The sequence below is a fragment of the Kitasatospora sp. NPDC052896 genome (assembly GCF_044547075.1).
Lineage (GTDB): Bacteria > Actinomycetota > Actinomycetes > Streptomycetales > Streptomycetaceae > Kitasatospora.
In genome coordinates, this window is sequence record NZ_JBITZU010000012.1 from 108,714 (window position 1) to 135,132 (window position 26,419).

The 26,419-nt window shown below is 72.5% G+C and carries 22 protein-coding genes and 1 pseudogene; 11 read left to right on the forward strand and 12 right to left on the reverse strand.

The annotated features are described in order from the left end of the window. Nucleotides 1–70 precede the first annotated feature (70 nt). Nucleotides 71–2,332 carry a transglycosylase domain-containing protein gene (locus tag ACIGXM_RS23495; protein WP_396563919.1) on the reverse strand — a complete coding sequence of 754 codons (2,262 nt, stop codon included), beginning with the start codon at nucleotides 2,330–2,332 and terminating at the stop codon, nucleotides 71–73. Between the two features lie 296 nt (nucleotides 2,333–2,628). Here ACIGXM_RS23495 and ACIGXM_RS23500 point away from each other — a divergent pair, with 296 nt between their 5' ends. From ACIGXM_RS23500 to ACIGXM_RS23520, 5 genes are all read left to right on the forward strand, one after another. Beyond that, nucleotides 2,629–3,441, forward strand: a complete 813-nt coding sequence (locus tag ACIGXM_RS23500) for an ABC transporter permease (RefSeq protein ID WP_396563921.1) — start codon at nucleotides 2,629–2,631, stop codon at nucleotides 3,439–3,441. After that, the gene (locus tag ACIGXM_RS23505; protein ID WP_396563923.1) at nucleotides 3,434–4,261 is read left to right on the forward strand and encodes an ABC transporter permease; all 828 of its coding nucleotides are present in this window, start codon (nucleotides 3,434–3,436) and stop codon (nucleotides 4,259–4,261) included. The genes ACIGXM_RS23500 and ACIGXM_RS23505 overlap by 8 nt, the downstream gene beginning before the upstream one ends. Nucleotides 4,262–4,290: 29 nt before the next feature. Next, nucleotides 4,291–5,247 (forward strand): ATP-binding cassette domain-containing protein, encoded by a 957-nt coding sequence (locus tag ACIGXM_RS23510; protein WP_396563925.1) that lies wholly within the window; start codon nucleotides 4,291–4,293, stop codon nucleotides 5,245–5,247. Nucleotides 5,248–5,309: 62 nt separating this feature from the next. After that, nucleotides 5,310–6,677 carry a DUF445 domain-containing protein gene (locus tag ACIGXM_RS23515; protein ID WP_396563927.1) on the forward strand — a complete coding sequence of 456 codons (1,368 nt, stop codon included), beginning with the start codon at nucleotides 5,310–5,312 and terminating at the stop codon, nucleotides 6,675–6,677. 51 nt (nucleotides 6,678–6,728) lie between these two features. Then, the gene (locus tag ACIGXM_RS23520; RefSeq protein ID WP_396563929.1) at nucleotides 6,729–7,760 is read left to right on the forward strand and encodes an adenosine deaminase; all 1,032 of its coding nucleotides are present in this window, start codon (nucleotides 6,729–6,731) and stop codon (nucleotides 7,758–7,760) included. On the opposite strand, the gene ACIGXM_RS23525 is transcribed toward ACIGXM_RS23520, so the two are convergent. The 3 genes from ACIGXM_RS23525 to ACIGXM_RS23535 all read right to left on the reverse strand — a co-directional run bounded on the left by ACIGXM_RS23525 (nucleotide 7,733) and on the right by ACIGXM_RS23535 (nucleotide 9,946). Further along, nucleotides 7,733–8,425, reverse strand: coding sequence for a YidC/Oxa1 family membrane protein insertase (locus tag ACIGXM_RS23525; RefSeq protein WP_396563931.1), 693 nt, complete (start codon nucleotides 8,423–8,425; stop codon nucleotides 7,733–7,735). The two genes, ACIGXM_RS23520 and ACIGXM_RS23525, sit on opposite strands and share 28 nt — an antisense overlap. Before the next feature lie 85 nt (nucleotides 8,426–8,510). Then, entirely contained in the window at nucleotides 8,511–8,807 is a 297-nt protein-coding gene (locus ACIGXM_RS23530; RefSeq protein WP_396563933.1) for a DUF6412 domain-containing protein, read from the reverse strand. Nucleotides 8,808–8,878: 71 nt separating this feature from the next. Next, the gene (locus ACIGXM_RS23535) at nucleotides 8,879–9,946 is read right to left on the reverse strand and encodes a Gfo/Idh/MocA family oxidoreductase (RefSeq protein WP_396563935.1); all 1,068 of its coding nucleotides are present in this window, start codon (nucleotides 9,944–9,946) and stop codon (nucleotides 8,879–8,881) included. Between the two features lie 188 nt (nucleotides 9,947–10,134). Here ACIGXM_RS23535 and ACIGXM_RS23540 point away from each other — a divergent pair. Beyond that, nucleotides 10,135–10,512, forward strand: a pseudogene (locus tag ACIGXM_RS23540) (TIGR01457 family HAD-type hydrolase); the annotation flags it as partial. A 507-nt stretch (nucleotides 10,513–11,019) separates the two neighbouring features. On the opposite strand, the gene ACIGXM_RS23545 reads toward ACIGXM_RS23540, so the two are convergent. The 3 genes from ACIGXM_RS23545 to ACIGXM_RS23555 are packed head-to-tail and all read right to left on the reverse strand — an operon-like array spanning nucleotide 11,020 to nucleotide 14,606. Beyond that, complete coding sequence (locus ACIGXM_RS23545) at nucleotides 11,020–11,286, reverse strand: hypothetical protein (protein ID WP_396563937.1); 267 nt, start codon at nucleotides 11,284–11,286, stop codon at nucleotides 11,020–11,022. A gap of 21 nt (nucleotides 11,287–11,307) precedes the next feature. Beyond that, nucleotides 11,308–13,677 carry an AAA family ATPase gene (locus ACIGXM_RS23550; RefSeq protein ID WP_396563939.1) on the reverse strand — a complete coding sequence of 790 codons (2,370 nt, stop codon included), beginning with the start codon at nucleotides 13,675–13,677 and terminating at the stop codon, nucleotides 11,308–11,310. Nucleotides 13,678–13,703: 26 nt separating this feature from the next. Continuing rightward, complete coding sequence (locus ACIGXM_RS23555) at nucleotides 13,704–14,606, reverse strand: Crp/Fnr family transcriptional regulator (protein ID WP_396563940.1); 903 nt, start codon at nucleotides 14,604–14,606, stop codon at nucleotides 13,704–13,706. Nucleotides 14,607–14,743: 137 nt separating this feature from the next. Here ACIGXM_RS23555 and ACIGXM_RS23560 point away from each other — a divergent pair, with 137 nt between their 5' ends. The 4 genes from ACIGXM_RS23560 to ACIGXM_RS23575 all read left to right on the forward strand — a co-directional run bounded on the left by ACIGXM_RS23560 (nucleotide 14,744) and on the right by ACIGXM_RS23575 (nucleotide 18,183). Beyond that, entirely contained in the window at nucleotides 14,744–15,487 is a 744-nt protein-coding gene (locus tag ACIGXM_RS23560) for a hypothetical protein (protein WP_396563942.1), read from the forward strand. A 9-nt stretch (nucleotides 15,488–15,496) separates the two neighbouring features. Continuing rightward, a complete protein-coding gene (locus tag ACIGXM_RS23565) occupies nucleotides 15,497–15,937 on the forward strand; it encodes a hypothetical protein (RefSeq protein WP_396563944.1) in 441 nt (146 codons plus the stop codon). Nucleotides 15,938–16,564: 627 nt separating this feature from the next. Then, nucleotides 16,565–17,344, forward strand: a complete 780-nt coding sequence (locus ACIGXM_RS23570) for an HAD-IIA family hydrolase (protein WP_396563946.1) — start codon at nucleotides 16,565–16,567, stop codon at nucleotides 17,342–17,344. 131 nt (nucleotides 17,345–17,475) lie between these two features. Continuing rightward, a complete protein-coding gene (locus ACIGXM_RS23575) occupies nucleotides 17,476–18,183 on the forward strand; it encodes a uracil-DNA glycosylase (protein WP_396564044.1) in 708 nt (235 codons plus the stop codon). Nucleotides 18,184–18,255: 72 nt separating this feature from the next. On the opposite strand, the gene ACIGXM_RS23580 is transcribed toward ACIGXM_RS23575, so the two are convergent. From ACIGXM_RS23580 to ACIGXM_RS23595, 4 genes are all read right to left on the reverse strand, one after another. After that, nucleotides 18,256–18,765: a copper chaperone PCu(A)C gene (locus ACIGXM_RS23580; RefSeq protein WP_396563948.1), complete on the reverse strand. Its 510-nt coding sequence runs from the start codon at nucleotides 18,763–18,765 to the stop codon at nucleotides 18,256–18,258. Between the two features lie 216 nt (nucleotides 18,766–18,981). Continuing rightward, nucleotides 18,982–20,277, reverse strand: coding sequence for a hypothetical protein (locus ACIGXM_RS23585; RefSeq protein WP_396563950.1), 1,296 nt, complete (start codon nucleotides 20,275–20,277; stop codon nucleotides 18,982–18,984). 274 nt (nucleotides 20,278–20,551) lie between these two features. Next, nucleotides 20,552–21,151 carry a DedA family protein gene (locus tag ACIGXM_RS23590; protein WP_396563951.1) on the reverse strand — a complete coding sequence of 200 codons (600 nt, stop codon included), beginning with the start codon at nucleotides 21,149–21,151 and terminating at the stop codon, nucleotides 20,552–20,554. Between the two features lie 341 nt (nucleotides 21,152–21,492). Further along, nucleotides 21,493–22,809, reverse strand: a complete 1,317-nt coding sequence (locus ACIGXM_RS23595; RefSeq protein WP_396563953.1) for a multidrug effflux MFS transporter — start codon at nucleotides 22,807–22,809, stop codon at nucleotides 21,493–21,495. A gap of 178 nt (nucleotides 22,810–22,987) precedes the next feature. Here ACIGXM_RS23595 and ACIGXM_RS23600 point away from each other — a divergent pair, with 178 nt between their 5' ends. Further along, a complete protein-coding gene (locus ACIGXM_RS23600; RefSeq protein WP_396563955.1) occupies nucleotides 22,988–24,064 on the forward strand; it encodes an LLM class flavin-dependent oxidoreductase in 1,077 nt (358 codons plus the stop codon). 54 nt (nucleotides 24,065–24,118) lie between these two features. Here the strand turns inward: ACIGXM_RS23600 and ACIGXM_RS23605 are convergent, their stop codons facing one another. Beyond that, the gene (locus ACIGXM_RS23605) at nucleotides 24,119–26,230 is read right to left on the reverse strand and encodes a putative bifunctional diguanylate cyclase/phosphodiesterase (protein WP_396563957.1); all 2,112 of its coding nucleotides are present in this window, start codon (nucleotides 26,228–26,230) and stop codon (nucleotides 24,119–24,121) included. Between the last annotated feature and the right edge of the window lie 189 nt (nucleotides 26,231–26,419).

Consider the following 26,419-nt stretch of genomic DNA (forward strand, 5'->3'; position numbering starts at 1 on the left):
AGCGGCGACTGAGGCAGGAGAGCCGAGCCCCGGCGGGCCGCGAGCCCGGGACGGTACGCCCGTCCCGGGCTCAGGGCTGCGCGGGCGCGGGCCGCGTCGGCGACGCCGGGGCGGCCGGGCGCGGCGGCCGGGCCGGCCCGCCGGTCCCGGGGTGCGCCGGCTTGCCGGGGACGGCCGGCTGCTTGGCGCTCGGCCGCGGGGGCGCGGCGGGGTGCGGTGTGGGGGACGAGGCGGGCCGTTGGTTGCCCGCGCTCGGCCGGAGGTCGAAGGCCGCCACGGGTGTCCTCGCCAGCGCCGCGCTCATGTACGCGGTCCAGATCGCGGTCGGGAACGCCCCGCCGTTGACCCGGGCGAGCCCGCCGGTGCCGTTCAGCGACAGCTTGCCGTGGGTCACCGGATTCTCGCGGAACAGGCCCACCGCGGTGGCGAGTTGGGGTGTGTAGCCGGCGAACCAGGCGGACAGGTTCTGGTCCGTGGTGCCGGTCTTGCCCGCCGCCGGTCGGCCCAGCGCGGCGGCCGTCGCGCCGGTGCCGGCCGGGCCGAGCACGTCCTGCAGCACGCCGGTGACGGCGTCCGCGGTGCCCCGGTCGAGCGCGGCGCGGGCCGGGTGGCCGGGCAGCCGGGGCAGCCCGTCACGCCGGCCGACCCGGTCGATCGCGCTGACCGCCCACGGGGTGATCGCCTGCCCGTGGTTGCCCAGCGCCGCGTACACCGCGGCCAGGTCGAGCGCGCTCGGGGTGGCGGTGCCCAGCGTCATCGAGGTGTCGTCGGCGCGCATCGCCTGGACGTTCTCCGGGATGCCGAGCGCGATCGCGGTGCGCCGGACGTCGGCCAGGTCGGCGTCCACGCCCTCCTGCGCGTAGACCGCGTTGACCGACTTCACCATCGCCTGGCGCAGCGTGATCGGGCCGTAGTCCACGTCGCCCTCGTTGGCCGGGGCGTAGGGTGTCGGGCCGCCGACCACGTCGCGTTCGCTGTCGCCGTCGTAGACCGTCTCGGTCGTGATGGCCCTGCCGTCCTGGGTGTGGTGACCGCCCTTCAGGCCGGCCGCGAGTTCGATCGGCTTGAAGGTGGAGCCGATCGGATTGTCCTGACGCAGGGCGTCGTCGTACGGCTGGGTCGTGTAGTCCGGGCCGCCGTAGACCGCGACGATCTGCCCGCTGGTGGTCTCCACCGAGGCGCCGGCGACCCGGACGTCGGTGTCGCTGCCGGGGCGCGCGGCCGGGTTGAGCACGGTGTGGAGCTGCCGGTGGACGGCGTCCGCGAAGGCGTCCTGGCGGGCCTTGTCGAAGGTGGTGGTGATCCGCCAGCCGCCGGCCCGGAGGGTGGCGGCGTCCAGGGTGCCGGTGGCGGCCAGGTAGTCGTCGGCGATCTGCACCAGGTAGCCGGCCTGGCCGCCGAGCCCGGCGGCGGGCTGCGGGTCGAGCGGCTCGGGGAAGGTGAGGGGTGCTCGGGCGGCCGGGTCCAGCCAGTGCCGGTCGACCATGGCGTCCAGCACGTAGTTCCAGCGGGCGATCGCCTTGTCACGGTTGCCGGGGGTGGCGGTGCGGACGTCGTAGCTGCTCGGCGCCTGCAGCACGGCGGCCAGGTAGGCGCCCTGGGCGCAGTTCAACGCGCTGGCGTCGACGCCGTAGTAGGCGCGCGCGGCGGCCTGGACGCCGTAGGCGTTGCGGCCGAAGTAGCTGGTGTTGAGGTAGCCGGCCAGCAGGGTGTCCTTGCTCTCCTCGCGGTCCACCTTGAGCGCGATGAAGACCTCCTTGAGCTTGCGGGTGAGGGTCTGGTCCTGGGTCAGGTAGTAGTTCTTGACGTACTGCTGGGTGATCGTCGAACCGCCCTGCAGCCCACGGCCGGTGAGGGTGTTCCAGGCGGCGCGCAGCATGCCCTTCAGGTCGATGCCGTTGTTCTGGTAGAAGCTGCGGTCCTCGGCGGCGACCACGGCGTGCCGGGTGTCGGCACTGATCCGGTCGATCGGGACGTTCTCGCGGTTCACCGCACCGGTGCGGGCCAGTTCGCTGCGGCCGTCGGACCAGTAGTAGATGTTGCCCTGGGCGAGCGCGTGGGCCTTCGGGTCGGGGATCGGAACCATCCGGTAGAGCGTCATGAAGGCCGCCGCGCCCAGCAGGAGCAGCCCGACGGTGGTGCCGAGCAGCAGCCGCCAGGTGGGGATCAGCCGGCGGCGGAGGGGGAGCGCCCGGCGCGCGGCCCGGCGCGCGTGGCGTCTGGCGCGGCGCCGGTCGCGGCGGTGCGGGCCGCGGTGCCGGGGCGGCACGCCGGACCGTTGCGGCGCATCCGGGGCGTCCGGGTGCGGCTGCGGGTGCGGCTCCAGGGTCATGAGGGGGATTATGGGTGATTTGTCGCAGAATTCCGTGAATATCGGACCGGCTCCGCCGCCGTGCCCCCCGCCCGGAAATCGCCTGCACGCCGCCGTCGCCGCCGCTACGGTGGTTCGACACAACCGCATACCCGCCCAGCCTCGCCCGGCGCCCGGCCCCCCGGTGCCCACCGGTCGGGGCTGTCGGGCGCGCCCGCGCGTACTCGCGTCGGGCTGCATCCGGCTGCGGCGGGCCGTGCTGGTGCTGTCGTCCGGGGCGGCGGTCGCCCCGCAGAAATGTCGATAAGGAGATAATGATGGCAACGTCGGCCAGGCTCTACCTGGCCATCGCCCACGGCGCGTTCCGCCGCTACTCGACATACCGCGCGGCGACGGTGGCCGGAGCTTTCACCAACACGGTCTTCGGCGTCATCCTCGCCTCGACCTTCCTGGCCCTGTGGCGGGCCAGACCCGGCCTCGGCGGCTACGACACCGCCCAGGCCGTCACCTACATCTGGGTCAGCCAGTCGCTGCTGGTGGTGGTCGCGGTCTGGGGCGGCGGCTTCCAGGACGAACTCCAGGAGCGGTTCCGCACCGGCGACATCGCCGTCGACCTCTACCGGCCGGTGGACTTCCAGGGCTGGTGGCTGGCCACCGACCTCGGCCGGGCCGGATTCCAGCTGCTGGCCCGCGGCCTGGTCCCGATGGCCTTCGGGCTGCTGGCCTTCCACGCCCGGCTGCCGCGCTCGGCGACCACCTGGCCGCTCTTCCTGCTCTCCGTACTGCTCGCCGTGGTGGCCAGCTTCGGGCTGCGCTTCCTGGTCTCGATCACCGGCTTCTGGCTGCACGACTCCGACGGGGTCAGGGCGTTGATGCTGGTGGCCGGGATGTTCTTCTCCGGCATGCTGCTGCCGATCGCGCTCTTCCCGCACGCGCTGCGCACCCTCGCCGGGCTGCTGCCGTTCGCGGCGTTGATCCAGGTGCCCAGCGACATCTTCCTCGAGCGCAGGACCGGTTGGGCCGCGTTCGACGGTCTCGGCTTCCAACTCCTCTGGGCCGTCCTGCTGTTGGCCGTCGGACGGGCCGGGCAACGGCTGGCCACCCGGAAGGTGGTGGTCCAGGGTGGCTGACTCCCTCGCGGTCCGGGCCGGTTGGGCGGTGCGCTCGTGGCGGCTGACCGCCGCGATGTGGATGCGGGCCGCGCTGGCCTACCGGGCCTCCTTCGCGCTGATGCTGGCCGCCAACTTCTGCACCAACTCCCTGGAGTTCGTGGTGGTGCTGCTGATGTTCCGGCACACCGACACGCTCGGCGGCTGGACCCTGCCCGAACTCGCCCTGCTCTACGGAACGTCGGGCTTCGCGCTCGGCACGGCCGACCTGCTGGTCGGCTCGGTGGACGCGCTCGGTGCGCGGATCCGGGCCGGCACCCTGGACGTGATGCTGATCCGGCCCGCCCCGGCGCTCTCCCAGATCTGTGCCGAGCGGTTCACGCTGCGCCGGCTCGGCCGCCCGCTCCAGGCACTGGTGGTGCTCGGCTGGTCGGTGAACGTGCTTCCGGTCCACTGGAGTTGGGACAAGGTGCTGTTGCTGGCCGTGCTGCTGGCCAGCGGCACGGTGATCTTCGGAGCGCTCTTCGTCGTCGGCGCCACCCTGCAGTTCTGGTGGGGCGAGGCCGCGGAGTTGCAGAACTCCTTCACCTACGGCGGCGGGGTGCTGCTGCACTACCCGCCGACAGTCTTCGCCAAGGAGCTGGTCGCCGGGGTGACCTTCGGGATCCCGCTGGCCTTCGTCAACTGGCTCCCGCTGCTGCACATCCTCGGCCGCCCGGACCCGCTCGGGCTGCCGTCCGCGTTCCGCTTCGCCTCGCCGGTGGCCGCGGCCTGCTGCGTGCTGGTCGCCGGGCTCGCCTGGCGGGCCGGGCTGCGGGCCTACCGCGGCGCCGGCAACTGACCGGTCCCACCCATCGTGAGGAGCAGACCATGGCATTGATCGAACTCGACGACGTGGCAAGGACGTTCACCATCCGCTCGAAGGCCGGCCGGTTCCGCCGGACCCGCCGCGAGGTCCGCGCGGTGGACGGGCTGAGCTTCACCGTGACGGCCGGCGAGTGCGTCGGCTACATCGGGCCGAACGGCGCCGGCAAGTCCACCACGATCAAGATGCTCACCGGCATCCTGGTGCCCAGCGGCGGCCGGCTGCGGGTGGCCGGGGTGGACCCGGCGCGCGACCGGGTCCGGCTGGCCCGCCGGATCGGGGTGGTCTTCGGGCAGCGCACCACGCTCTGGTGGGACCTGCCGCTGCGCGACTCCTACGAACTGGCCCGCCGGATCTACCGGATCCCGGACCAGCGCTACCGGGCCAACCTCGACCGCTGCGTCGAGCTGCTGGAGCTCGGGCCGCTGCTCGACACCCCGGTCCGGCAGCTCTCGCTCGGCCAGCGGATGCGCGGTGACCTGGCCGTCGCGCTGCTGCACGACCCGCGGGTGCTCTACCTGGACGAGCCGACCATCGGGCTGGACGTGGTGAGCAAGACCCGGGTGCGGGAGTTCCTCCGCGAGGTCAACGCGCAGGGCACCACCGTGCTGCTCACCACGCACGACCTGACCGACATCGAGCAGCTCTGCGGCCGGGTGATGGTGATCGACCACGGCCGGCTGGTGCACGACGGCGACCTCGCCGGCCTGCACGCGGTCGGCGGCAGCGAGCGGACCCTGGTGGTCGACCTGGTCCGGCCGGCGCCGCCGATCGAGCTGCCCGGTGCCCGGGTGGTCAAGGTCGAGGGCGCCCGGCAGTGGCTGGCCTTCCCGGCCCGGCAGAGCGCGGCCCCGCTGGTCGCCGCGGTGGCCGAGCGCTACCCGCTGCTGGACCTCTCGGTGCGCGAGCCGGCCATCGAGGAGGTGATCGCCCGGATGTACGGCCAGGTGCCGACTGGCTGACGGATCGGCCGGCCCGGCCGGCTGACCGGGCCGACCGACGAGGTCGCCCCGCCCCGGGCGGGGTGACCCTGATCTCCCCCGGAGCCGCCGGACCGGAGGGGGTGGAAGGGCGACCGGTCGGTAAGACTGGTCGGGTGGAGAGTGAGAACGAGGTGGCGGTCACCGCGCCGGGCGTCCGGTTCACCGCCAAGGACCAGGAGAAACGACGCGGCGTCCGGCGGATGAAGACCATCGCGACCGGCCTGCTGGCCTTCGCCACGCTGGTCTACGCCCTGGCCACCTGGGCCGGCGCGGCGGGCTGGGGCAGCTGGACGGGGTACGTCGCGGCGGCGGCCGAGGCCGGCATGGTCGGTGCGCTGGCCGACTGGTTCGCCGTCACCGCGCTGTTCCGGCGCCCGTTCGGCCTGCCGATCCCGCACACCGCGATCATCCCGACCAAGAAGGACGCCTTCGGCAAGACGCTCGGCGACTTCGTCGGGGAGAACTTCCTCTCCGCCCAGGTGGTCCGCGGCCGGCTGGCCGCGATCGGCATCGCCCGCCGGTTCGGCGAGTGGCTGGCCGCGCCCGGCAGCGCCGAGCGGGTCACCCGGGAGGCGTCGGCCGCGCTGCGCGGCGTGCTCGCGGTGCTGCGCGACGAGGACGTCCAGGCGGTGGTGAGCGAGGCGGTGACCCGGCGGGCCGCCGCCACCCAGGTCGCCGAGCCGCTCGGCCGGATGCTCGGCAAGGTGGTCGCCGACGGCGGCCACCACGGAGTGGTCGACCTGGTCGCCGTCCGCGCGCACGACTGGCTGGCCGGGCACCACCTCGAGGTGGTGGACAAGGTCGCCCTCAAGTCGCCGGGCTGGACCCCGAGGTTCATCGACCACCAGGTCGGCGAGCGGGTCTACAAGGAGCTGATGCGGTTCGTCACGGCGATCCGGGACGACCCGCGGCACCCGGCACGCGGGGCGATCGACACCTTCCTGGCCGACTTCGCGGTGGAGCTGCAGACCGACCCGGCGACCCAGGAGCGGGTCGAACGGGCCAAGGCCGACCTGCTGGCCCGGACCGAGGTGCAGGACCTGATCGCCTCCTCCTGGGGAGCCGTCCGGACCCTGGTGCTGGACGCGGCCGAGGACGAGGAGAGCGAGCTGCGCCGCCGGCTGCGCGACGGGCTGCGCTCGTTCGGCCGGCGGCTGGCCACCGACCGGCGGCTGCAGGCCAAGACGGACGGCTGGCTGCAGGACGCCGCGCAGTACGTGGTGGAGACCTACCGGGCCGAGATCACCTCGCTGATCTCCGAAACCGTGGCGGGCTGGGACGCCGACGAGGCCTCCCGCAAGATCGAGGCGAACGTCGGCCGCGACCTGCAGTTCATCCGGATCAACGGCACGGTGGTCGGCGCCCTGGCCGGACTGCTGATCCACACCCTGTCCAGCGCCCTGGGGTAGCGCCCCGTGCGATGATGCAGGGCCGGGTTGGCGAGGGTTGAGGAGAAGACGTTGTCCCGAGGGATAGAGGCGTTCATCGCCGGGCTGCCGAAGGCCGAGCTGCACGTGCACCACGTCGGCTCCGCCTCACCGCGGGTGGTCGCCGAGCTGGCCGCCCGCTACGAGGGCCGCACCGCGGTTCCGGCCGACCCGGAGGCGCTGGCCGACTACTTCAGCTTCACCGACTTCGCGCACTTCATCGAGGTCTACCTCTCGGTGGTCGACCTGGTCCGGGACGCCGAGGACGTCCGCTCGCTGACCTACGGCGTGGCCGAGGACATGGCCCGCCAGCAGATCCGCTACGCCGAGCTGACCGTCACCCCCTACAGCTCGGTCCGCCGGGGCATCCCGGACGTCGCCTTCATGGAGGCGATCGAGGACGCCCGCAAGAGCGCCGAGCGGGACTTCGGCGTGGTGCTGCGCTGGTGCTTCGACATCCCCGGCGAGGCCGGGCTGGCGGCGGCCGAGGAGACCGCCCGGCTCGCGCTGGAGGTCGGCGCCGAGGGCCTGGTCAGCTTCGGCCTGGGCGGGCCGGAGATCGGCGTGCCGCGGGCGCAGTTCAAGCCGTACTTCGACCGGGCCCGGGCGGCCGGCCTGCGCAGCGTGCCGCACGCCGGCGAGTCGACCGGGCCGGAGACGGTCTGGGACGCGCTGCGGCTGCTCGGCGCCGAGCGGATCGGGCACGGCACCCAGTCCGTCCAGGACCCGGCGCTGCTCGACCACCTCGGCGAGCACCGGATCCCGCTGGAGGTCTGCCCGACCTCCAACCTGGCCACCCGGGTGGTCGAGCGGATCGAGGAGCACCCGATCAGGCAGATGGTCGACGCCGGCCTGCTGGTCACCGTCAACAGCGACGACCCGCCGATGTTCGGCACCGACCTGAACACCGAGTACGCGGTGGCGGCCCGGCTGCTCGACCTGGACGAGGCGGGCGTGGCCGGCCTGGCCCGGAACGCGGTGGAGGCCTCGTTCCTGGACCCGGCCGGCAAGGCGCGACTGACCGCCGAGATCGACGCCTACCTGGCGGCCTGGCCGCGCGGCTGACCGCCACCGTCCGGTAGCCAGGCCCGCTCGGCGGCCGTCCAGGCCGTGGTGGTGAGCAGGTAGAGCCCGGCCGCCAGCGGCACCAGGGCCGCGAAGAGCACCGTGCCGAACGACAGGTACGGCGCGATCGCGGCCCCGGGCGCCGCCGGCGCGGCCTGGGCGGCCCGCCGGGCGCGCCGGAACGACACCCAGCCGACCGCCGCCAGCGCGGCGTACAGCGTGAGGAAGACCGCGAGCCGGGCGGGCGAGTGCGCGTCCGCCAGGTGACTGTCGAGCGGGACGCCGAGCAGGGTGTGCCTGAGCAGGTCATCCGACCCGGGCCGGGTGAACAGCCGGTACATCACTGAGGAGAACGGCATCTGCACCAGCATCGGAAGGCAGCCCGCGAACGGTGACGCCCGCTCCTCGCGGTACAGCTCGGCCAGCGCCCGCTGGAGCTGCTCGGGACGCCCCTGGTGCCTGCGGTTGAGCTCGGCGACCCGCGGCGCGAGCCGGGCGCGGACCCGCTCGCCGCGGGCGGCGGCGCGCGCCAGGGGGTGGAGTGCGAGCCGGACGGCGGCGGTGAGGAGCACGATCGCGGCGGCGGCCGGGACGACCCGGGCGAGCGCGGTGAGCACGGCGTGTGCCGGGCCGACGGCGGGGTCGAGGAACGAGAAGACGGACATGCGGGAACAGCCCTCCGGGGTCTGCGTCTGACGAGCGGACGAGATGCGGCGGAGGACGGCCGCGGAGCGGTGGAACGGGCAGGGGCTACGCGGCCGTCGGGGCCGCGCCCGGTGCCCGGGGCCGACGACGGCCCCGGGCGTCCGGATCGCGCTGCGGGAGGAACGCGGTGCGCCGGGCGCGCCGACGGATGGTGCCGTCCCGGACGGCGTGCGGAGCCCGCGCGCCGAACCACCGGGCCAGCACGGCCGTGCCGTACAGCGCACCGGCCAGCAGCACCAAGGTGGCGGCCGCGGCGAGCGCGGTGAGCCCGACCGTGCCGTCGGGGGCCGGGCCGGCGAGCAGCAGCCGCAGCAGGCCGAGGAGCAGCGCGAGCGGATGCACGGCTGTCACCTCCCCGGGGCACGGACTGTTCAGCTGATCGTACGACCCCGGGGCGGGGATCCGACAGGGGGTCAGTTCAGCTGGACGGTGCGGCCGGTGGCGGCGGAGTGGCGGGCCGCCTCGAGCACGGTCAGTGTGGCGACCGCGTCGTTCGGGTCGACCGGCGGCGGGGTGCCGGCGGCCAGCGCGGTGGCCAGGCCCGCGTAGAAGGCGGGGTAGGCGCCGGGCTCGGTGGGGACCGGGGTGCGCTCCTCGTCGGTGCCGAGCAGGCCGTGCAGCGCCGGGTCCTCGACGCCCCACGGGCCGTCGCCCGGGCGGTGGCCGGCCCGCAGCGCGGCCTCCTGGGGGTCCATGCCCCGCTTGACGTAGCCGGCCCGGTCGCCGAGCACCCGCAGCCGCGGGCCGCTCAGCGGCGCCAGCGCGGAGGCCCACAGGTGGGAGCGGGTGCCGCTGGTGTGGGTGAGCGCGAGGAAGACGTCGTCGTCCACCGCCGCCCCGTCCCGCCGGACGTCCACCTCGGCGTAGACGCCGCGGACCGGCCCGAACAGGGTGAGCGCCTGGTCGACCAGGTGACTGCCCAGGTCGTAGAGGGTGCCGCCGACCTCGGCCGGGTCGGCCAGCTCGCGCCAGCCGGCCTTCGGCTTCGGCCGGAACCGCTCGAACCGGGACTCGAAACGGTGCACCCGCCCCAGCGCGCCCTCCTCGACCAGCCGGCGGGCGGTCAGGAAGTCGCCGTCCCAGCGCCGGTTCTGGAAGACCGTCAGCAGCGTGCCCCGGCTCGCGGCCAGCCCGCAGAGTGCCCGGGCCTCGGCCGCGGTGGCGGCCAGCGGCTTGTCCACCACGGTGGCCAGGCCGGCGGTCAGCGCGGCCCGGGCGAGCGGGACATGGGTCCGGTTCGGGGAGGCGATGACCACGACGTCGTACTCGTCCGCCTCGGCGAGCAGCTGCTCGGGGGTGTCCAGGGCACGGGCGCCGGGGTGCTCACGGGCCAGCTGCTCGCGGCGTTCGGGGTTGGCGGTGACCACCGCGTCCAGCCGCAGGCCGGGGGTGGTGGCGATCAGCGGGGCGTGGAAGGCGGAGCCGGCCAACCCGTATCCGATCAGCGCGACACGGTAGGGGGTGCGGGGTGTGGTGCTCATGCCCCCACTCCATCACGCCGGGTCGGTGTCCGGTGGGCGGGACGAGGGTGCGACCCGGTGCCGCGGGCCAACTAGGCTGGCCCTGTCGGGGCAGCCAACGGCGCTCCGCCGCTCGTGCTGCGCTGCTGCGCGCGGGCGGCTGCGGCGCATGATCCAGTACCACCACCGCAAGACTCTTGGAGACGTACGTGGCAGAGCGCAAGCCCATCGAGTCCTGGCTGACCGACATGGACGGGGTCCTCATCCACGAGGGCACCCCGATCCCCGGTGCGGACGAGTTCATCCGCCGGCTGAAGGCTTCCGGCAAGCCGTTCCTGGTGCTCACCAACAACTCCATCTACACGCCGCGCGACCTGGCCGCCCGGCTCTCCGGAATGGGCCTGGACGTGCCCGAGGAGTGCATCTGGACCTCGGCGCTGGCCACCGCGAAGTTCCTGGCCAGCCAGCGCCCGGGCGGCACCGCGTACGTGATCGGCGAGGCCGGCCTGACCACCGCGCTCTACCAGGCCGGGTACGTGCTGACCGACAACAGCCCCGACTACGTGGTGCTCGGCGAGACCCGCACGACCAAAACCTGTTTGGCCCTGACCTGCGGTTTGTTGCCAACTGTAGCTGACCGACTACCTGTAGGTCGTCAGCGAGAAGGCCCTCCCACGATAGCGGGAGGGCCTTCTGCGTTCTACGGGGTACACACTCACATCGCCCAAGGCGGGGGACTTTGGCCGGGGCCTTCCACACGCCGCGCGTGCGATCGACCGTGCCCCACAGTCCGGCGACCGCGCCGGCCGGCGGCACCGGCTGAGCCGCGTCTCCGGACGGGATCAGCCACGGGCGGTAGAACGCCGCGTGGGGGCACTGGTCGGCGGGCAGGATGAACGGGTTCGCTGCGTCACTGGCCTGCCCGGCGTACAGGATGGCCATCGCCGAGTGACCGGCCACGTAGGACCCCCCCAAAGCCGTGGAACTCGGCGCCGTCCCAGCGCGACAGCCGGGCCGCCACCACGCCCGCCGACGCCCTGACGAGCCGAAACGGCCCGCCGGATGAACCGACGGACCGTCATGAACGATCGGGGTCAGCACTGGGGCGACTCGGATCCGTCGTCCTCGTCGCCGGCTTGCCGGCTGTCGTGTCCGTGGTGGTGGACGGTGAGGTGCATGGTGCCGCGCTTTACGGCGTACACGCTTGCGTGGTCCTCGGCCGAGTTCCGCTGGCCCTCCGCAGGCGTCGGTGTCGGCGTATCGGTCCGGTGCGTGGTGACGCTGTTGTTGTTGCCGTAGATGAGCGTGCCGGAAACGTCGCCCTCTACGTGGACTCCGCCGGAATTCGGTTCTGCCCGCATGATGCCTTCCTTTCGCGTTGATCAGAACGTGAAGCAGGCGTTGTAGACGGCGTCTTCGGCTTTGGTGAGCTGGTCATCCTCGCTCGAGATATCGAGAGGGCTGCCCTGCTGATCGTCGAGGTATGTCTGGAACGCGCTTCCCAGCTGCTCCAGGGCGCTCGACACGCTGTTGAGTGCCGATATCACCGTGCTGTTCTGAGCTTGCGACGCTTCGTCCTGCACGGTGGAATCCGTGGACTTCAGATCGGAGATCATCGTTTGGACGGCAGTGTTGAGCGGCGTCGCGCTGGGCTGAGTGGACGTCAGGCCCGAGTTGTATTCATCCATGCCTTCGTTGTACGTGCTGAGCGCGTCGCTGATGTTGCTGCTGTCCTGGTCAAGAGGATCCTCCTCGGTGATCGCGGAATCACAGACCGCGTCGGCGTAGACAGACGTACGAAACCAGGTCGGCAGGCTCGTCGGGTCAGAGGAGGGCGACGTCGGACTAACCGCGGGCGACGCGCCGTTCTGCGAGGTGTTCGACTGATCGCTGGCGTAGACGACCGCGCCAACGCCCGCCACCGCGGCGAAGCCGATGACGCACGCGAGGATCAGTCCCGTCGCTCCCTTTGCGGCCACAGTGGTGGCACCGACAGCCACCGCGTGGCCGCCAGCTGCCGCCATGTGTGGCACCGAACTCGCTGTCGCGCGCATCGTCGAATTTGTCGCCGTCTGAGTTGCCGCGTGCTTCATCGAATTCGCGACCGTCGTATGCGTGACCTGTGCGGCCTGTGTCTCGTGACCCGCCTGCGTGGCATTCCCCACTGAACCCGCACCCGCACCAGAACCCGTCACGGAAGCCGAGACCGACACGTGGCCCGTGATCGTGGTGTGCGCCATGGCGGTCATGTGGTTCGACGCGGCCGTGTGTGACGTAGTGCTGGCCGGGTTCGGCGGGGCCGTGTGTGACGCAGTGCTGGCCGGGTTCGGCGGGGCCGTGTGCGACGTAGTGCTGGCCGGGTTCGACGGGGCGGTGCCGACCGGTTGCGAGGCGGCAGCGCTGGCAATTGGCTGGGTCGCGGAACCCGCTTGCAGAGCGCTGATCTCCTTTCCCAGCACCAGCGCCTCGGTCAGCAGGATCGTCGCGAGCGCCGTCTTGCCGAGCGCCTTGTTCCGCATGCCTTCCGTGTGTAGGAAGAACTTCTGCCCCTCTCGGTCCTGCGCCGTCGTCGCCGCGACCCAACCGGCGCCGAGCAGAGTCCCCCAGGCGTCGAACTGGAGCGACCGGGCCAGCTTCGGGGACGCGGCACGGGCCAGGGCCACACCGAGCGCGGCGTGGCCGGTCGCCTCGGCATGCAGCACCGCGATGTCGAGGACCCGGAAGTGCGCTGCCACGTCGTCCGGCGTCGTGTCGTCCGCCACTATCCAGGCGGTCAACTGCTCGCAAAGGCGGTCGGTCGGGTATTCCTCGGATGCGTGTTGCGTCAGTACGTGCTCGGCTACATCGATCGGACAGCTATAGCCGATTTCGGAGGCCAGCAGCAGGCCGCGACGCACCAGGTCGTCGGCGAGGTTGACGACTTCCGGCTGTCCGAGCAGGTTGGTCAGCAGCATGCCGGACAGCTCCGCGTCGGACAGCGAGGCGAGTAGGCGCAGCACGCCGTTCTCCTCCGGATCGAGCGCGCGAACGAGAGCGGGCAGGAGTTCGGGGAGTTCGTCGATGCTTGGCAGGCGATTGGCGTCGGGCGGGGCGAGGCGCCGCAGCCGGAGCGGGTTGCCGTCGACCGCGTCCCACCACGCAGCCATGATCAGCTGCTCTCCTGGCCGCAACTTCCGGCCCAGCAGTGTTCCGATCAGCTTCGCGGCCGCGGGCACGGTCAGACCGTTGAGTCGGATCGACTGCGCGCCGCGGATCGCCGACTCTTGCTCCGAGGTGAAGACGAACGTGGACGTCGGCGCCAGATCGAACAGTCGACGCAGCTCGTTCTCAGGGAGCCCGGCATCGTCCAGATAGATCCGCAGCCGCAGCGTCTTGAGGTGCTCCTTGATCACCTCCGGGGACGGCTTGTAGTTCGGCGCGTCGAAGCTGACGTCGAATATCGCCTGCGAGAGGTCCTCCCTTGTACGTCCGCGGGCCTCGATGTACGCCACGCCTTCGGGACCATGCGGCAGGGTGAGGGCGAGATGGCGCAGTAGCGCGCTCTTGCCGATCCCGGACGGACCCCAGATGTGGACGAGCTGCCGCGTCTCGACGGCCTCCCGGAGCCGCTCGATCTCGCCCTCGCGCCCGATCAGCGGATCGCTGGTCGAGGAGGACCGGGGCAGCTGGGAGATCGGCTGACGGCGGACCGGCGTCGGCAGCGGGCCGGTGTGCACGGTGACCTCCGCGCCGTGCTCTGCGGTGATCTCCAAGGAGGTGACGGTGTTGTGATCGCCGGCTACCAGGATTCCGGAGGCGTCGTGGCCGACCCGGATCCTCGCAGATGTGTCCTCGGTGTCGCTGCTTTCTGACACGGTTCCCCCTGGTCTTCTTTGACTGCGAGTCCGGCAGTGATGGGCATGCTGACATGCCCCCGGCCCGCGAACCGGGTGTTTGTATGGGATTGCCGAGATCCGTGCTCGGCCTCGTTCGCCCCGCTCGGCGGGGCTGCCTCGGTGGCGATCCGGGCGAGCAGTCCGGGATCGAGGATCGTGATCTTGCGGTAGCCGGTCGAGACCGCGCCGGAAGCGCGCAGTGCTCGCAGGGCCTTCTGGATCGAGGACTCGGCCGCGCCGACGAGCGTGGCCATCTCCGGCTGAGACAGCGGGAGTTCGATCCGGCTCTGGCCCGGCCGGGAGTAGGTCATGGCGAGGTGGTGCAGGACGCTGGCCAGCCGGCCGCGTACGTCGCGGCCGGTGAAGTCGACGATCCGGCCGGTCGCCGTGCGCAGCTTGGCCACGACGCTCGCGCTGAGCGCGAAGCCGATCGCAGGGTGCCTGTTCGTGCAGTCGAGCAGTTCGGAGCGCAGGATGTGGCGGGCGAGGACTCTTCCGCACGTGGTGACGGAGGCGATCCTCGGCTGTTGGTCGATCCCGGCGAGCTCGCCCACCAGGTCCCCGGCCATCCGCACCGCGAGCAGCGTGTCCCGGCCGTCCTGGGCGTGCGCGGTGACCTTCACCGTGCCGCCGAGCAAGAGTAGGACGTAGTCCGAGGTGTCGGCCTCGTGGATGGTGACGTGCCCGGCCGGGTAGACGACGCGGTGGCCGAGGGACAACAGGATCCCGCGTTCAGCCTCGCTGACCCGGCCGAGCAGTCCAGCGGGCGGCCAGTAGGCCGCGTCACCGTGAACCGACGCTTTCATTCGCCCGTCCCTCCCCGTCGTCCGCGTCATTCGCTCTCGAAGCCGTACTAGTACTGGTTTCCCCCGGGGTTCCCTCCTCTACGATCCCGTGACACGGTTGTTGTAAGGGCGACCTCCGCCATAACCAGGGAGGGACTGTGGATTCGTGGTATGACTACCGCGCCTTGCTGGCCTGCGATATCGCCGGATCGGCGGGACGCGGCGAGACGAGGCTTCAGGCGATCCGGAGCGCGCTGCGTTCCGCGCTGTGCGCTTCCTTCGGTGTAGCGGACCTCGACGAGCAGTCCTTCGTGCGGATCGATACCGGCGACGGCTTCCACTTCGTCGCCCCGGCCGGCTTGCCAAAGGCCAGGCTGCTGTACCCGCTGCTGCCCGAACTGTGTGCGCGGATCCGCGCACACAACCGGCAGGCAACGCCCGACGTGCATCTGCGCGTGCGGGTCGCGGTGCACGCCGGCGAGATCCGCTTCGACTCGGCGGGCACCTTTTCGGGTAGCCCGTTCGAGGCGCTGGCGCGGCTGCTCGACTCCGACCCGCTGCGTCAGGCGGTGCGGGCCGGGACGAGTGGCACTCCCGTGGCGGCCGTCCTTTCGCAGCACTTCTACGAGGAGACGGTCGGCCATGGCTACGAGGGGCTGGAAGCCGACGCCTTCACCGCCGCCGACGTGCGAGTCAAGGAGTATTCCGCGCAGGCCTGGCTCTGGTACCCAGGCAGCCCGGTCGGGCCCCGTATCGATCCCGGGCCAAGCGCCGTGTCCGATCGACGGCCGCCGGATCCCGAACCGCGCGGCGCCGGGCAGCACGTGCGGGCCTCGGGTCACGGCACGGCCTACGCCGTCCAGCACGGCACGCAGAACATCCACCACCACGAGCGAGGTTGACGGGGCCGCATGAACGAGGAACTGGCCGAGCTGGCCACGAGCGCGGCGACCGCCCTGGTCTCCGCGATGGGCACCGATCTCTGGCAGGAAGCGAAGCGGCTGATGAGCGGCATCCTGGTCCACGGTGGTCGCCGCCGCAGGCGGGAGCTGACCGCCGCGCTGGACCGGCTGTCCACGGCCGGTCCAGCGCACCTCACCGGCTGTGGGCGGGACGCCGCCGGCCTCGTGCGCTTCTGGAGTGACGCCCTGGCCCAATTGCTGGAACAGCACCCGGATTTCGCGGAACATGCCAGGGCCCTGGCATCGCTGCCGATCCAGGAGCAGCCCGGCAAACAGATCCAATTGAACTCGGCCACGAATTCGGGAGAGGTCTACGCGGTCCAGAACGGTACCCAGCACATCGTCGCGGCGGCGAAGCTCCGTCGCGACCCCGCGGAACGACCCAGGTAGCCAGCTTCGGCGCTGCGCGTCACGTGCGTGCGACCGTACCCTCTCCTGAGAGGCACGGTGATGTGTCATGGGGGAACCTGAGGGTACCTGGCCTCGGGCCTTCACGAGGTGGCGGCGTGAGTCGGCGCTGGCAAATGATGGCTGCGGCGATGCTGACGAAGGCCGCGAAGTGGTCGGCCTTGCATTCGTAGCGGTGTTGGGGCCGCCGGAATCCGCCACGGCGTGGCCCTGTCGTCAGCTCCAGAATCGTCCGGCCTCCCTTGGCGTAGGGAAGCCCGATCCAGGAGTCCTCCTCACCCTGAAGGCTTCCGCGAACGGCTCATCCGCGAAGACCGTACCGAGTCGATCCCGCGTACGACTGCGGCAAGACCTTCTGGGTGCGGCAACTGCTGGCGGAGGCAGCCTACGGGTGGAGTGCACGGTCGGTGTCTCGCCCGTCCTCCACGGTGGTGTGGGGCGGTACGGCGGTGTGGGGCGGTCTGGCAGGTGGGCACGTCAGGGCGTGCTGATGGAGGCTACGCTGGTCCGCGTTGGGGCAGCCAGTGGTGCCCGGCCGGCCGACGGTGTCCGGTCCGGAGCGATGTACAAGATCGTTCAGAACCGTTGCAAGACCGAGGAGACACCTAAGTGGCAGAGCGCAAGCCCATCGAGTCCTGGCTGACCGACATGGACGGGGTCCTGATCCACGAGGGCACCCCGATCCCGGGCGCCGACGAGTTCATCCGCCGGCTGAAGGCTTCCGGCAAGCCGTTCCTGGTGCTCACCAACAACTCCATCTACACGCCGCGCGACCTGGCCGCCCGGCTCTCCGGAATGGGCCTGGACGTGCCCGAGGAGTGCATCTGGACCTCGGCGCTGGCCACCGCGAAGTTCCTGGCCGGCCAGCGCCCGGGCGGCACCGCGTACGTGATCGGCGAGGCCGGCCTGACCACCGCGCTCTACCAGGCCGGGTACGTGCTGACCGACAACAGCCCCGACTACGTGGTGCTCGGCGAGACCCGCACCTACAGCTTCGAGGCGCTCACCAAGGCGATCCGGCTGATCAACGGCGGTGCCCGCTTCATCTGCACCAACCCGGACGAGACCGGGCCGTCCACCGAGGGCGTGCTGCCGGCCACCGGGTCCGTCGCGGCACTGATCACCAAGGCGACCGGGGTCGAGCCGTACTTCGTCGGCAAGCCCAACCCGCTGATGATGCGTGAGGCGCTGAACACCGCCGGGGCGCACTCGGAGACCGCGGTGATGGTCGGCGACCGGATGGACACCGACATCGTGGCGGGCATGGAGGCGGGCATGGAGACCGTGCTGGTGCTGACCGGGCTCACCGCGGCGGCGGACGTCGAGCGGTTCCCCTACCGTCCCACCCGGGTGGTCAAGTCGGTCGCCGATCTGGTCGACCTGGTCTGATCCCGGTGGATTCCCGCCCTGTCGGTGTCGCTGTGTAGCGTGCGGGGTGATGGAAGGCGCGGGCCCGTCGGGCCCGCGCCGCTCGGTACCGGTGGGAGGCTGATGTGGTGACCGAGGTCGCCGACGCGCACATGACGGCGGCGGACGGGGAGCACGGCGAGTTCGTGCTGCCGGAGCCCTGGCGCGAGGTGCTGGCGGGGGAGACGGCGAAGCCCTACTTCGCCGAGCTGGCCGGCTTCGTGGCGGGCGAGCGGGAGACCCAGGAGATCTTCCCGCCGCGCGGGCAGGTCTTCTCCGCCCTGGCGGCGACCGGTTACCGGGACGTCCGGGTGCTGGTGCTGGGCCAGGACCCGTACCACGACAACGGCCAGGCGCACGGGATGAGCTTCTCGGTGCTGCCGGGCACGAAGACCCCGCCCTCGCTGCGGAACATCTTCAAGGAGCTGCAGGCCGACCTCGGGCTGCCGGCGCCGGACAACGGCTACCTGATGCCCTGGGCCGAGCAGGGCGTGCTGCTGCTCAACGCGGTGCTCACGGTCCGCGCGCACGAGGCCAACTCGCACAAGGGCAAGGGCTGGGAGAAGTTCACCGACGCGGTGATCGAGGCGGTCAGCGCGCGCGAGGAGCCCTGCGTCTTCGTGCTGTGGGGCAACTACGCCAAGAAGAAGCTGCCGCTGATCGACACCGGGCGACACGTGGTGGTGCAGGGGGCGCACCCCTCGCCGCTGTCGGCGAAGCTCTTCCTGGGCAGCCGGCCGTTCTCGCAGATCGACACGGCGCTGGCGGGCTTCGGCGGCGAGCCGCTGGACTGGCGGATCCCGGACCTGCAGGCAGGCTGACCTCCGGGTGGGCCGGGCCAGCGGGTGGGCCGGGCCCGACGTGACACCACGTCGGGCCCGGCCCGTTCCGGTTCAGCTCGCCGGGAGGGCCTGCAGGTGGACCAGGCCGAGCCGGGCGAAGATCAGTGTGACCGGGACGTCGGCCCCCGGGGTGAGGCCGTGCAGCCCGTGCAGCACGACGTGCGGACCGTCGGCGGCGCCGAAGGTGGCGGTGCTGCCCGGCGGCAGCAGCACCCCGGCGGGCGAGTCGGTGTACGGGCCGCCGCCCTGGAGCTCCACGCTGTCGGCGACCGCCGCCGAGGCCATCGACAGGTGCTCGGGGGTGCTCCCGTCGTTGCGCACGGTCATGGTGAGCTCGCCGTCGCCGTTGGCGCCCGGGCGGACGGTGGCGCCGGTGATGGTGACGCCCGGATGGTCCGGACCGCCGTCGATCCGCGCGCTCAGCGACCCCGGCGTGGCGGACTCGCTGGCGGCCCGGTCGGGAGCCGGCTGCGGGGTCGAGGCGCACGCCCCGGCCAGCAGCGCGACGGTGCCCGCCAGCGCGGCCGCGCCCAGCGCGCGACGCGGGTCCAAGTGCTTCACCACTGCCTCCGTGTCCGTCTCCCGCTGGGCCGCCTGATCCGGTCCGGGCGGCCGGCGACCGGCCCGGGGGAGGGCGCGCCGCGGGTGGTGGCACCGGGAGAACACAACTCCGTCAGGGATATCACACCGGGCTGCGGCCACTGCCCGGGGGCCGACGACGCACCGCGCCCCCGCCCGGCGGACCGGTGCGGGGGCGCGGTGCGGCTGCCGCCGACCTCAGGTGCCGGACGGCGAGGCGCTGGTGCCCGCCGAGCTGGGCGTGCCGAGGAACCCGTCCCAGCCGCCGGCCGGTGCCTGGCCGACGTTCAGCGTGCGGAGCTTGCGCAGCGTGGACTCGTCCTGCACCTCCAGCCACTCCACCAGCTGGCGGAACGACACCAGCCGCACCTCGGGCTGGCCGGCGATGGACTTCAGCGCCTCCTCGACGGCGTCCATGTAGATGCCGCCGTTCCACTGCTCGAAGTGGTTGCCGACGAAGAACGGCGCCCGGTTGGTGGTGTAGGCCCGGTTGAAGCCCGCCAGGTACGCGTCGTGGGCCTCCTGGCGCCAGGTGTCGCGCTTGGCCGGGTCGCCGTTCACGCTGGCGTTCGACTGGTTGGCCAGGATGTTGTAGTCCATCGAGAGCACCTGGAAGGTGTGCCCGGGGAACGGGATGGACTGCAGCGGGAAGTCCCAGACCTGGCCGTTCTGCACCTTCTGCGGCCAGATCTGCAGCCCGCCCGGCGAGCTGGCGTCGTACTTCCAGCCGAGCTTGGCGGCGGTCGGCAGCAGGGCCTTCTGCCCCTCCAGACAGGGGGTGCGGCCGCCGATCAGCTCCTTGGTGTAGTCGAAGGGCAGCGGGGGCAGGTCACTGAAGCCGGTGTTGGTCTTCCAGTTGGTGACGAACGAGACCGCCTGCTGGATCTCGCTCTCCCAGTCCGCCGAGGACCACAGGTTGACGCCCTTGTGGTCGTAACGGGACGAGCAGAAGTGGCCGTTGAAGTGCGTGCCGATCTCGTGCCCGGCCAGCCAGGCCTGGCTGACCAGCTTGATGGTGTTGCGTATCGCGTTGTCGGACAGGTAGCCGATGTCCGAGGCGCCGACCGAGTGCTGCGGCGGGTGGTAGAGGTCCTTCTTCGCGGCCGGCAGGGTGTAGAGGCCGGAGAGGAAGAAGGTCATGGTCGCCTTGTACTGCTCGGCGAGCTTGAGGAAGCGCTCGAACTGGCCGTCGTCGGTGGCACCGGCGCCGTCCCAGGAGAAGACCACGAACTGCGGCGGGCGCTCGCCGGGCTTCAGCTTCTCGGGCTTCGGCTGGTTCGGCTGCGGACCGGTGTCGGAGGTCGAACCGTCGCCGATCGGGGTGGCCTTGACGGCCGGCGTGCCGCTCGCACCACCGGCGGGGGAGGCCGATCCCGCGTCGGAACCCGCCGCGGACGACCGGCCGGCGATGGTGCTGCCGCAGGCGGTCAGCGCGCCCAGGGTGGCGGTCGCCGCGGTGGTGCCCAGTATCTTCCGGCGCGAGATGCTTCGCATGGTCTCCCCAGCCAGCTCATGCCCAGGTGTCTCCCAGGAACGGTGGAAGACAGGGGGCGTTATCAGGCGTTTGATAGTTATTTCTCATCAGCATGTCATGTGATGCCGGGAGCGATCCAGCGGCGTTCTCACACGATGCTCATGACGGCCCGGTCGGGTGGAGTGGATCCCGGAACTGGTGTTCTGTTGCAGTCCTGAGACAGTTCGTCGGACGGCGGGGGCCGGTCGGCGGGGTGGGTTTCGGCGGGCGGGTTCGGACTGGGCCGGACCGGCCTCAGCTCAGGCCGGCCCGCCGGTTGCGGTGCACCAACCGGGCGACCGCCGCGCTGATCGTGGTGGCGGCCGCGCAGGAAACCGCCAGGCTCAGCCAAGTGGTGCTGAACCAGTGGCTGTTGAGCCAGCCGAGGCTGACGATGTAGCTCGCCCAGACCGACGCCGACAGCGCCGACCAGCGCAGGAAGCTGCGAGAGAGCTGAGGGGCGTGGCCCATCGCCAGGTCGAGCGCGGTGCGGCCGCCGGGCACGAAGCGGGCGATCACCACCACGACGGCGGCGGCCCGGCTGGTCCGGCCGTCCAGCGCCTGCTGGACCCGCCGGACGGCGGAGGAGACCTGTGGCTTGGAGAGCAGGCGGCGCCGGATGAACGGCGCACCGCGGCGGGCGAGTGTGAGCAACAGCACATCGCCGAGGAAGGACGCGACCGCGACGCCCAGGCCCAGCAGGAGCGGGGCGTTGTGGATCCGGTCGGTCTTGAGCACGGCCAGCACGACCAGGGTGCCGCTCGGCAGGAACGGCAGGAACGCGTCGCCCATCACGGCGACCAGTGCCGCTATGCAGAACCAGGACGACGAACCGAGCAGTGCCGCGGTACCCATGGTCCAACTCCCTCCAGACCGCCTGGAGGGGACAGGTGGTTGTAGGAGCCAACGCTAGCGCTTCACAGTTTCGCGCCGAACGGCACCCCCCGAACGGCGGGTCCTGCCTCCGGCTCGGGGTGTATCCGAGAGCCCGCGCCCGCCCCGCGCATGCGCGAGCCCCTGCGACGGGGTCAGTCGCAGGGGCTCGGCGGGGTCACGCGGCACTGGTCCAAGTCCGCGCGCCTGCGCAGGAGTACGGCACTGATCGGCGATCCGTACGAGCCCCAAGCCTGCCCGAACCGGACGGCCGTCCGAAAGATCCACACGTGGCGAGAACCGGCGCTGGCGTGATCCCGCCATCACGCTCCGGAGTCGGTGGCGCTGGTGCCGGTGCGCAGCGGGTCGCCGGCCGGCTGCCACGGCCGGCAGAGCAGCACGAAGGCGAGCAGCGCCGCCAGCGCCATGCCCAGGATCACCACCGCCATCGGCAGCGCGCTGCCCTGCCCGCCGAGCCCGACCAGCGCCGGAGCGAGGGCCGCGGTCAGGAACTGCAGGGTGCCGAGCAGCGCGGAGGCGGTGCCGGCCGCGTGCGGCGCGCGTTGCAAGGCCAGCGCGGAGCTGGCCGGCGTGACCAGGCCCAGCCCGCCGGCCATCGCGAAGAGCCCGAGGGTGAGCGCGACCAGCCCCGCGTGCCAGACCGTGCACATCAGCACCAGCCCGGTCCCGGCCAGGGCCAGCACCAGCACCCCCGCCAGCTGGATCCCGTGCGAGCGGAACCGGCCCAGCAGCAGCCGGCCGGTCAGCTGGGACATCCCCACCAGCCCGGTCTCGACCAGCGCGAAGAGCAGGCTGTAGGTCTGCGCCGAGCCGTGGAAGACCTGCTGCACCATGTACGGCGAGCCGGCGATGAAGGCGAACAGCGCGCCGAAGCCGAAGGCGACGGCCAGCAGGTAGCCGCTGAACAGCCGGTCGGCCAGCAGCGCCCGGATGGTCCGCGCGGTGTCCGGCAGCCCGCCCCGGCGGCGCCGGCCGGGCGGCAGCGTCTCGCGCACCAGCGCGGCGGTGGCCAGCAGGATCACCACGCCCAGCCCGGCCAGCACCCCGAACACCCCGCGCCAGGAGGTGAACCGGAGCAGCTGACCGCCCAGGATCGGGGCCAGCAGCGGTGCCGACCCGGAGACCAGCATCAGGGTGGAGGCGAACCGGGCGGCGGCGAGCCCGTCGAACAGGTCCCGGACCACGGCCCGGGAGATCACGATCCCGGCGGCCCCCGAGAGCCCCTGCACCACCCGGCAGGCGATCAGCAGCCGGACGTCGCCGACCAGCGCGCAGGCCGCGGTGGAGAGCACGTAGAGGGCGAGCCCGACCAGCAGCGGGCGGCGCCGGCCGAGCGCGTCGCTCAGCGGTCCGGCCAGCAGCTGGCCCAGCGCGAGGCCGGTCAGACAGGCCGTCAGGGTCAGCTGCACCAGGGCGTCGGAGGTGTGCAGGCCGGTGGTGATCCGGGGCAACGAGGGGAGGTACATGTCCATCGAGAGCGGCGCCAGCGCGCTCAGGGAGCCGAGGACCAGGGTCAGCGGCAGGCCGACCCGCGCCGGTTCCCGGCCGGTGGCGGCCGTGGTGGCGGTGGTGGCAGCGGTGGGGGTCGGGGGCGTGGCGGCGGTCGGTCGCTCGGGCATCGCCCCACCCTAGGTGCTGCCCGCCGACCGGGGAACGGCCCGGGTCGGTCACTCGTTCGAGTGGCCCGCGGTGGGGGCGGGAACAGCGTGCCCGGTCCGCCTGTTGTGGCCGGTCGGGACCGAACGGCCCAGGACCGAACAGCTTCGGTACCGAACAGCGCAGTGGAAGGACGACCCGATGAGCACCGAGGACCGGCAGACCCGCGGCGACATCCGAGGCGTGGCCCGCGGCAGCGCGCCGGCCCCGCTCTCGATCCTCGACCTGGCCACGGTGGGCGTCGGCACCAGCCCGACCGAGGCGCTCGCCGGCAGCACCGAGCTGGCCCGCAACGCCGAGCGGTGGGGCTACCACCGGTTCTGGGTCGCCGAGCACCACGGCATGCCCGGCGTGGCCAGCTCCACCCCCGCCGTGCTGCTCGCCCACCTCGGCGCGCACACCAGCACGCTGCGGTTGGGCTCCGGCGGTGTGATGCTGCCCAACCACGCCCCGCTCGCGATAGCCGAGCAGTTCGGGTTGCTGGAGGCGCTGCACCCGGGCCGGATCGACCTGGGCCTGGGCCGGGCGCCCGGCACCGACCAGGCCACCGCCCGGGCGCTGCGCCGCGGCCGGACCGACGACGCCGACGCCTCCCCCGAACAGCTGGCCGAGCTGACCCACTTCCTGGACGGCGACTTCCCACCCGGCCACCCCTACCAGCGGCTCACCGCGGTGCCGCGGAACGCCACCCGGCCGCCGCTCTGGCTGCTCGGCTCGTCCGGCTTCAGCGCGCAGCTGGCCGGGCGGCTCGGTCTGCCGTTCGCCTTCGCGCACCACTTCAGCGCGGCCAACACGGTGCCCGCGCTCGACCTCTACCGGGCGAGCTTCCGGCCGTCCGCGGTGCTGGCCGAGCCGTACGCGCTGATCGGGGTCGGCGCGGTCGCGGTGCCCGCGGGCGGGGTGGCCGAGGCTCGGCGGCTGGCCATGTCCGGGGCGCTGGGCATGCTCCGGCTGCGGCGCGGCGCGCCGGCCGCAGTGCCCACGCCCGAGGAGGCCGCGAGCTACCCCTACAGCCCCGCCGAGGCGGAGTTCGTCGAGTCCTGGCTGGGCAACCTGGTGCTCGGCGAGCCGGGTGAGGTGGCCGACGGGCTGGAGGCGCTGCGCAAGCGCACCGGGGCCGACGAGCTGATGGTGACCTCGCAGCTGCACAGCCCGCAGGACCGCCTCCGCTCGTACGGGCTGATAGCCCGGGCCTACGGGCTGACCGAGGAGGTCTGAGCCGGCGGCCGGTCGGTGGTGGCGGTCGGACGCGGGTGCGCGCCTGTTCGCTCGCTACCGGACCGGGGTGTCCTGGCCGGGCAGGCTGTCCCGGCGGACCTTGCCCTCGCGCAGTATGGCGGCGACCAGCTCGGCCTGACCCGGGCGGGCGAAGTACCAGCCCTGGGCGGTGTCGCAGCCGGTCAGCCGGAGCCGCTCGGCCTGCGCCGCGCTCTCGATGCCCTCGGCGGTGACGGTGAGGCCCAGATCGTGGGCGAGGCGCACCATCGCGCTCACGATCTGCTCGTCCGCCTCGGTGCGGCGGGAGCGGGCGTCCGGCCGGCCGGTCGGCGCCGGGTCGCGGAAGCCCTCGATGAAGGTGCCGTCCAGCTTCAGCGCGTGGACCGGAAGCCGGGAGAGGTAGGCGAGGTTGGAGTAGCCGGTGCCGAAGTCGTCGATGGCGATGCGCACACCCATGTCGGCGAGCGCCTGCAAGGCCTGCAGTGGCCGCCCGCTGGGCCCGAGCACGGCGCTCTCGGTGAGCTCCAGTTGGAGCAGCCGGGCGGGCAGGCCGGTGCGGTCCAGCACCTGGGCGACGTCGGCGACCACGTCCGAGTCCCAGATCTGCCGGGCCGCCAGGTTGACGCTGACGAAGGCCCCGGTGTCCGGGAACTCCGCCAGCCAGCTGCGGGCCTGCCGGCAGGACTCCTCCAGCACCCACTTGCCGAGCGGCACGATCGCGCCGGACTCCTCGGCCAGCGGGATGAACCGGTCGGGGGAGAGCGTGCCGTAGCGCGGGTGGCGCCAGCGGACCAGCGCCTCGGCGCCGTGCACCGCACCGTCGGCCAGGCCGACCAGCGGCTGGTACTCGATGGTGAACTCGCGCCGCTCCAGCGCCGGGCGCAGCGCGGTGGCCAGCAGCTGGCGGGTCAGTTGGTGGGCGCCGCGGTCGCGGTCGTAGAGCGTCCAGCGGGCCCGGCCGTCCGCCTTGGACCAGTAGAGCGTGGCATCGGCGTCCTTCACCAGGTCGGTCGGGCTGGTCGAGCTGACCGGCCGCTCGACCACGCCGATGCTGGCCGTCACCACCAGTCGGTGCCCGGCCACGTCGAACGGGTGCTCCAACACCGTCAGGACCTGGGCGGCCAGCGAGGTCAGCTGCTCGGTGCCCTCGCTGTCGCTGACCAGGATGGCGAACTCGTCACCGCCCAGCCGGGCAACCAGGCGCCCCTCACCGCGCGCGAACCGGCGCTCCAACCGGGCCGCGACGGCGACCAGCAGCTGGTCGCCGATGTGGTGGCCGAGGGTGTCGTTGATCGCCGCGAAGCCGTCCAGGTCGAGGTAGCAGACCCCGACCCGGCGTTCGGGGGGCGGCTCGGGCGCGGCGGCCGAGTTCCCCGGCCGGGCCGCGCCGATCGTGTTGCCCGTGCTGCCCGTGCTGCCCGTGCTGCTGGGGCTGCCCGGCCCCGTCGGGCCGAGGCCGGCGGGGCGGGGCATCGTGGCGCGCTGAACGGCCGTGGTCTGCGGGGAGCGGCTGGCCCCGGGCAGGCAGGCGGCGTTCAGGCGGTCGAAGAAGAAGGTGCGGTTGGGCAGCCGGGTCAGCGGGTCGTGCAGCGCCTGGTACTCCAGCCGGGCGCCGAGCCGGCGCTGCTCGGTGACGTCCTCGACCATCGCGAGGGTGTAGAGCGGCCGACCGGCGCCGTCCCGGATCAGCGAGATGGTGACGTTGCTCCAGACCACCCGCCCGTCACGGTGTTTGAGCTGCTTCTCCACCCGCAGCCGGTCGCGCTCGCCGGCGACCAGTTCGCGGTAGAGCCGGCGGGGGGTGTCCTCGGGCTCGATGATCTCGTGGATGTGCATCCGGACCAGCTCGCTGACCTCCCGTCCGATCATCGCGGCGAAGGCCGGGTTGGCCTCGATCACCAGGTCGTCGGAGTCGATCAGGGCCATCCCGATCCCAGCGTCCGCGAAGGCGGCCCGGAACCGCGACTCGCTGGCGCGCAGGGCGGCCAGCAACTCCTCGGTGCGGGCCGGCTCGGCGCTGTCGGCGGGGACGGTGGCGGCGGAGACGGTGGCGGCCGGCGGGGCCGTCAGGGGCGTCGCGCAGGTGGGACAGACGGGGTCGGCGGGGGGCGCCGCGGCGTCCGACCGGGCACGGCGGGCGGCGGCGAAGCGCCCCGAGAGTGGCACGGACTCCGGGAGCGGCCCGGGTTCCGGGTGGTTCGGGTGCGCTGCGGACGTCGGAGGAGTCACGGACGTCGGCCGGACAGCCGGATCGGACAGCTCCTCGCGTCGCACGCCGTCGCGGTGTGCGTCGGCCCCCTCGTTCCGGCCTCGCACGGCACGCTCCCGTCCGCTGCTGACACTCCTCCGGCCGGT

Coding starts and splice junctions, on each gene's coding strand:
- ACIGXM_RS23565 (WP_396563944.1), top strand. CDS start 15,497: ATGAACGAGGAACTGGCCGAGCTGGCCACGAGCGCGGCGACCGCCCTG.
- ACIGXM_RS23535 (WP_396563935.1), bottom strand. CDS start 9,946: ATGAGCACCACACCCCGCACCCCCTACCGTGTCGCGCTGATCGGATAC.
- ACIGXM_RS23525 (WP_396563931.1), bottom strand. CDS start 8,425: ATGTCCGTCTTCTCGTTCCTCGACCCCGCCGTCGGCCCGGCACACGCC.
- ACIGXM_RS23590 (WP_396563951.1), bottom strand. CDS start 21,151: ATGGGTACCGCGGCACTGCTCGGTTCGTCGTCCTGGTTCTGCATAGCG.
- ACIGXM_RS23495 (WP_396563919.1), bottom strand. CDS start 2,332: ATGACCCTGGAGCCGCACCCGCAGCCGCACCCGGACGCCCCGGATGCG.
- ACIGXM_RS23575 (WP_396564044.1), top strand. CDS start 17,476: ATGACGGCGGCGGACGGGGAGCACGGCGAGTTCGTGCTGCCGGAGCCC.
- ACIGXM_RS23600 (WP_396563955.1), top strand. CDS start 22,988: ATGAGCACCGAGGACCGGCAGACCCGCGGCGACATCCGAGGCGTGGCC.
- ACIGXM_RS23585 (WP_396563950.1), bottom strand. CDS start 20,277: ATGCGAAGCATCTCGCGCCGGAAGATACTGGGCACCACCGCGGCGACC.
- ACIGXM_RS23545 (WP_396563937.1), bottom strand. CDS start 11,286: ATGCGGGCAGAACCGAATTCCGGCGGAGTCCACGTAGAGGGCGACGTT.
- ACIGXM_RS23555 (WP_396563940.1), bottom strand. CDS start 14,606: ATGAAAGCGTCGGTTCACGGTGACGCGGCCTACTGGCCGCCCGCTGGA.
- ACIGXM_RS23510 (WP_396563925.1), top strand. CDS start 4,291: ATGGCATTGATCGAACTCGACGACGTGGCAAGGACGTTCACCATCCGC.
- ACIGXM_RS23500 (WP_396563921.1), top strand. CDS start 2,629: ATGGCAACGTCGGCCAGGCTCTACCTGGCCATCGCCCACGGCGCGTTC.
- ACIGXM_RS23595 (WP_396563953.1), bottom strand. CDS start 22,809: ATGCCCGAGCGACCGACCGCCGCCACGCCCCCGACCCCCACCGCTGCC.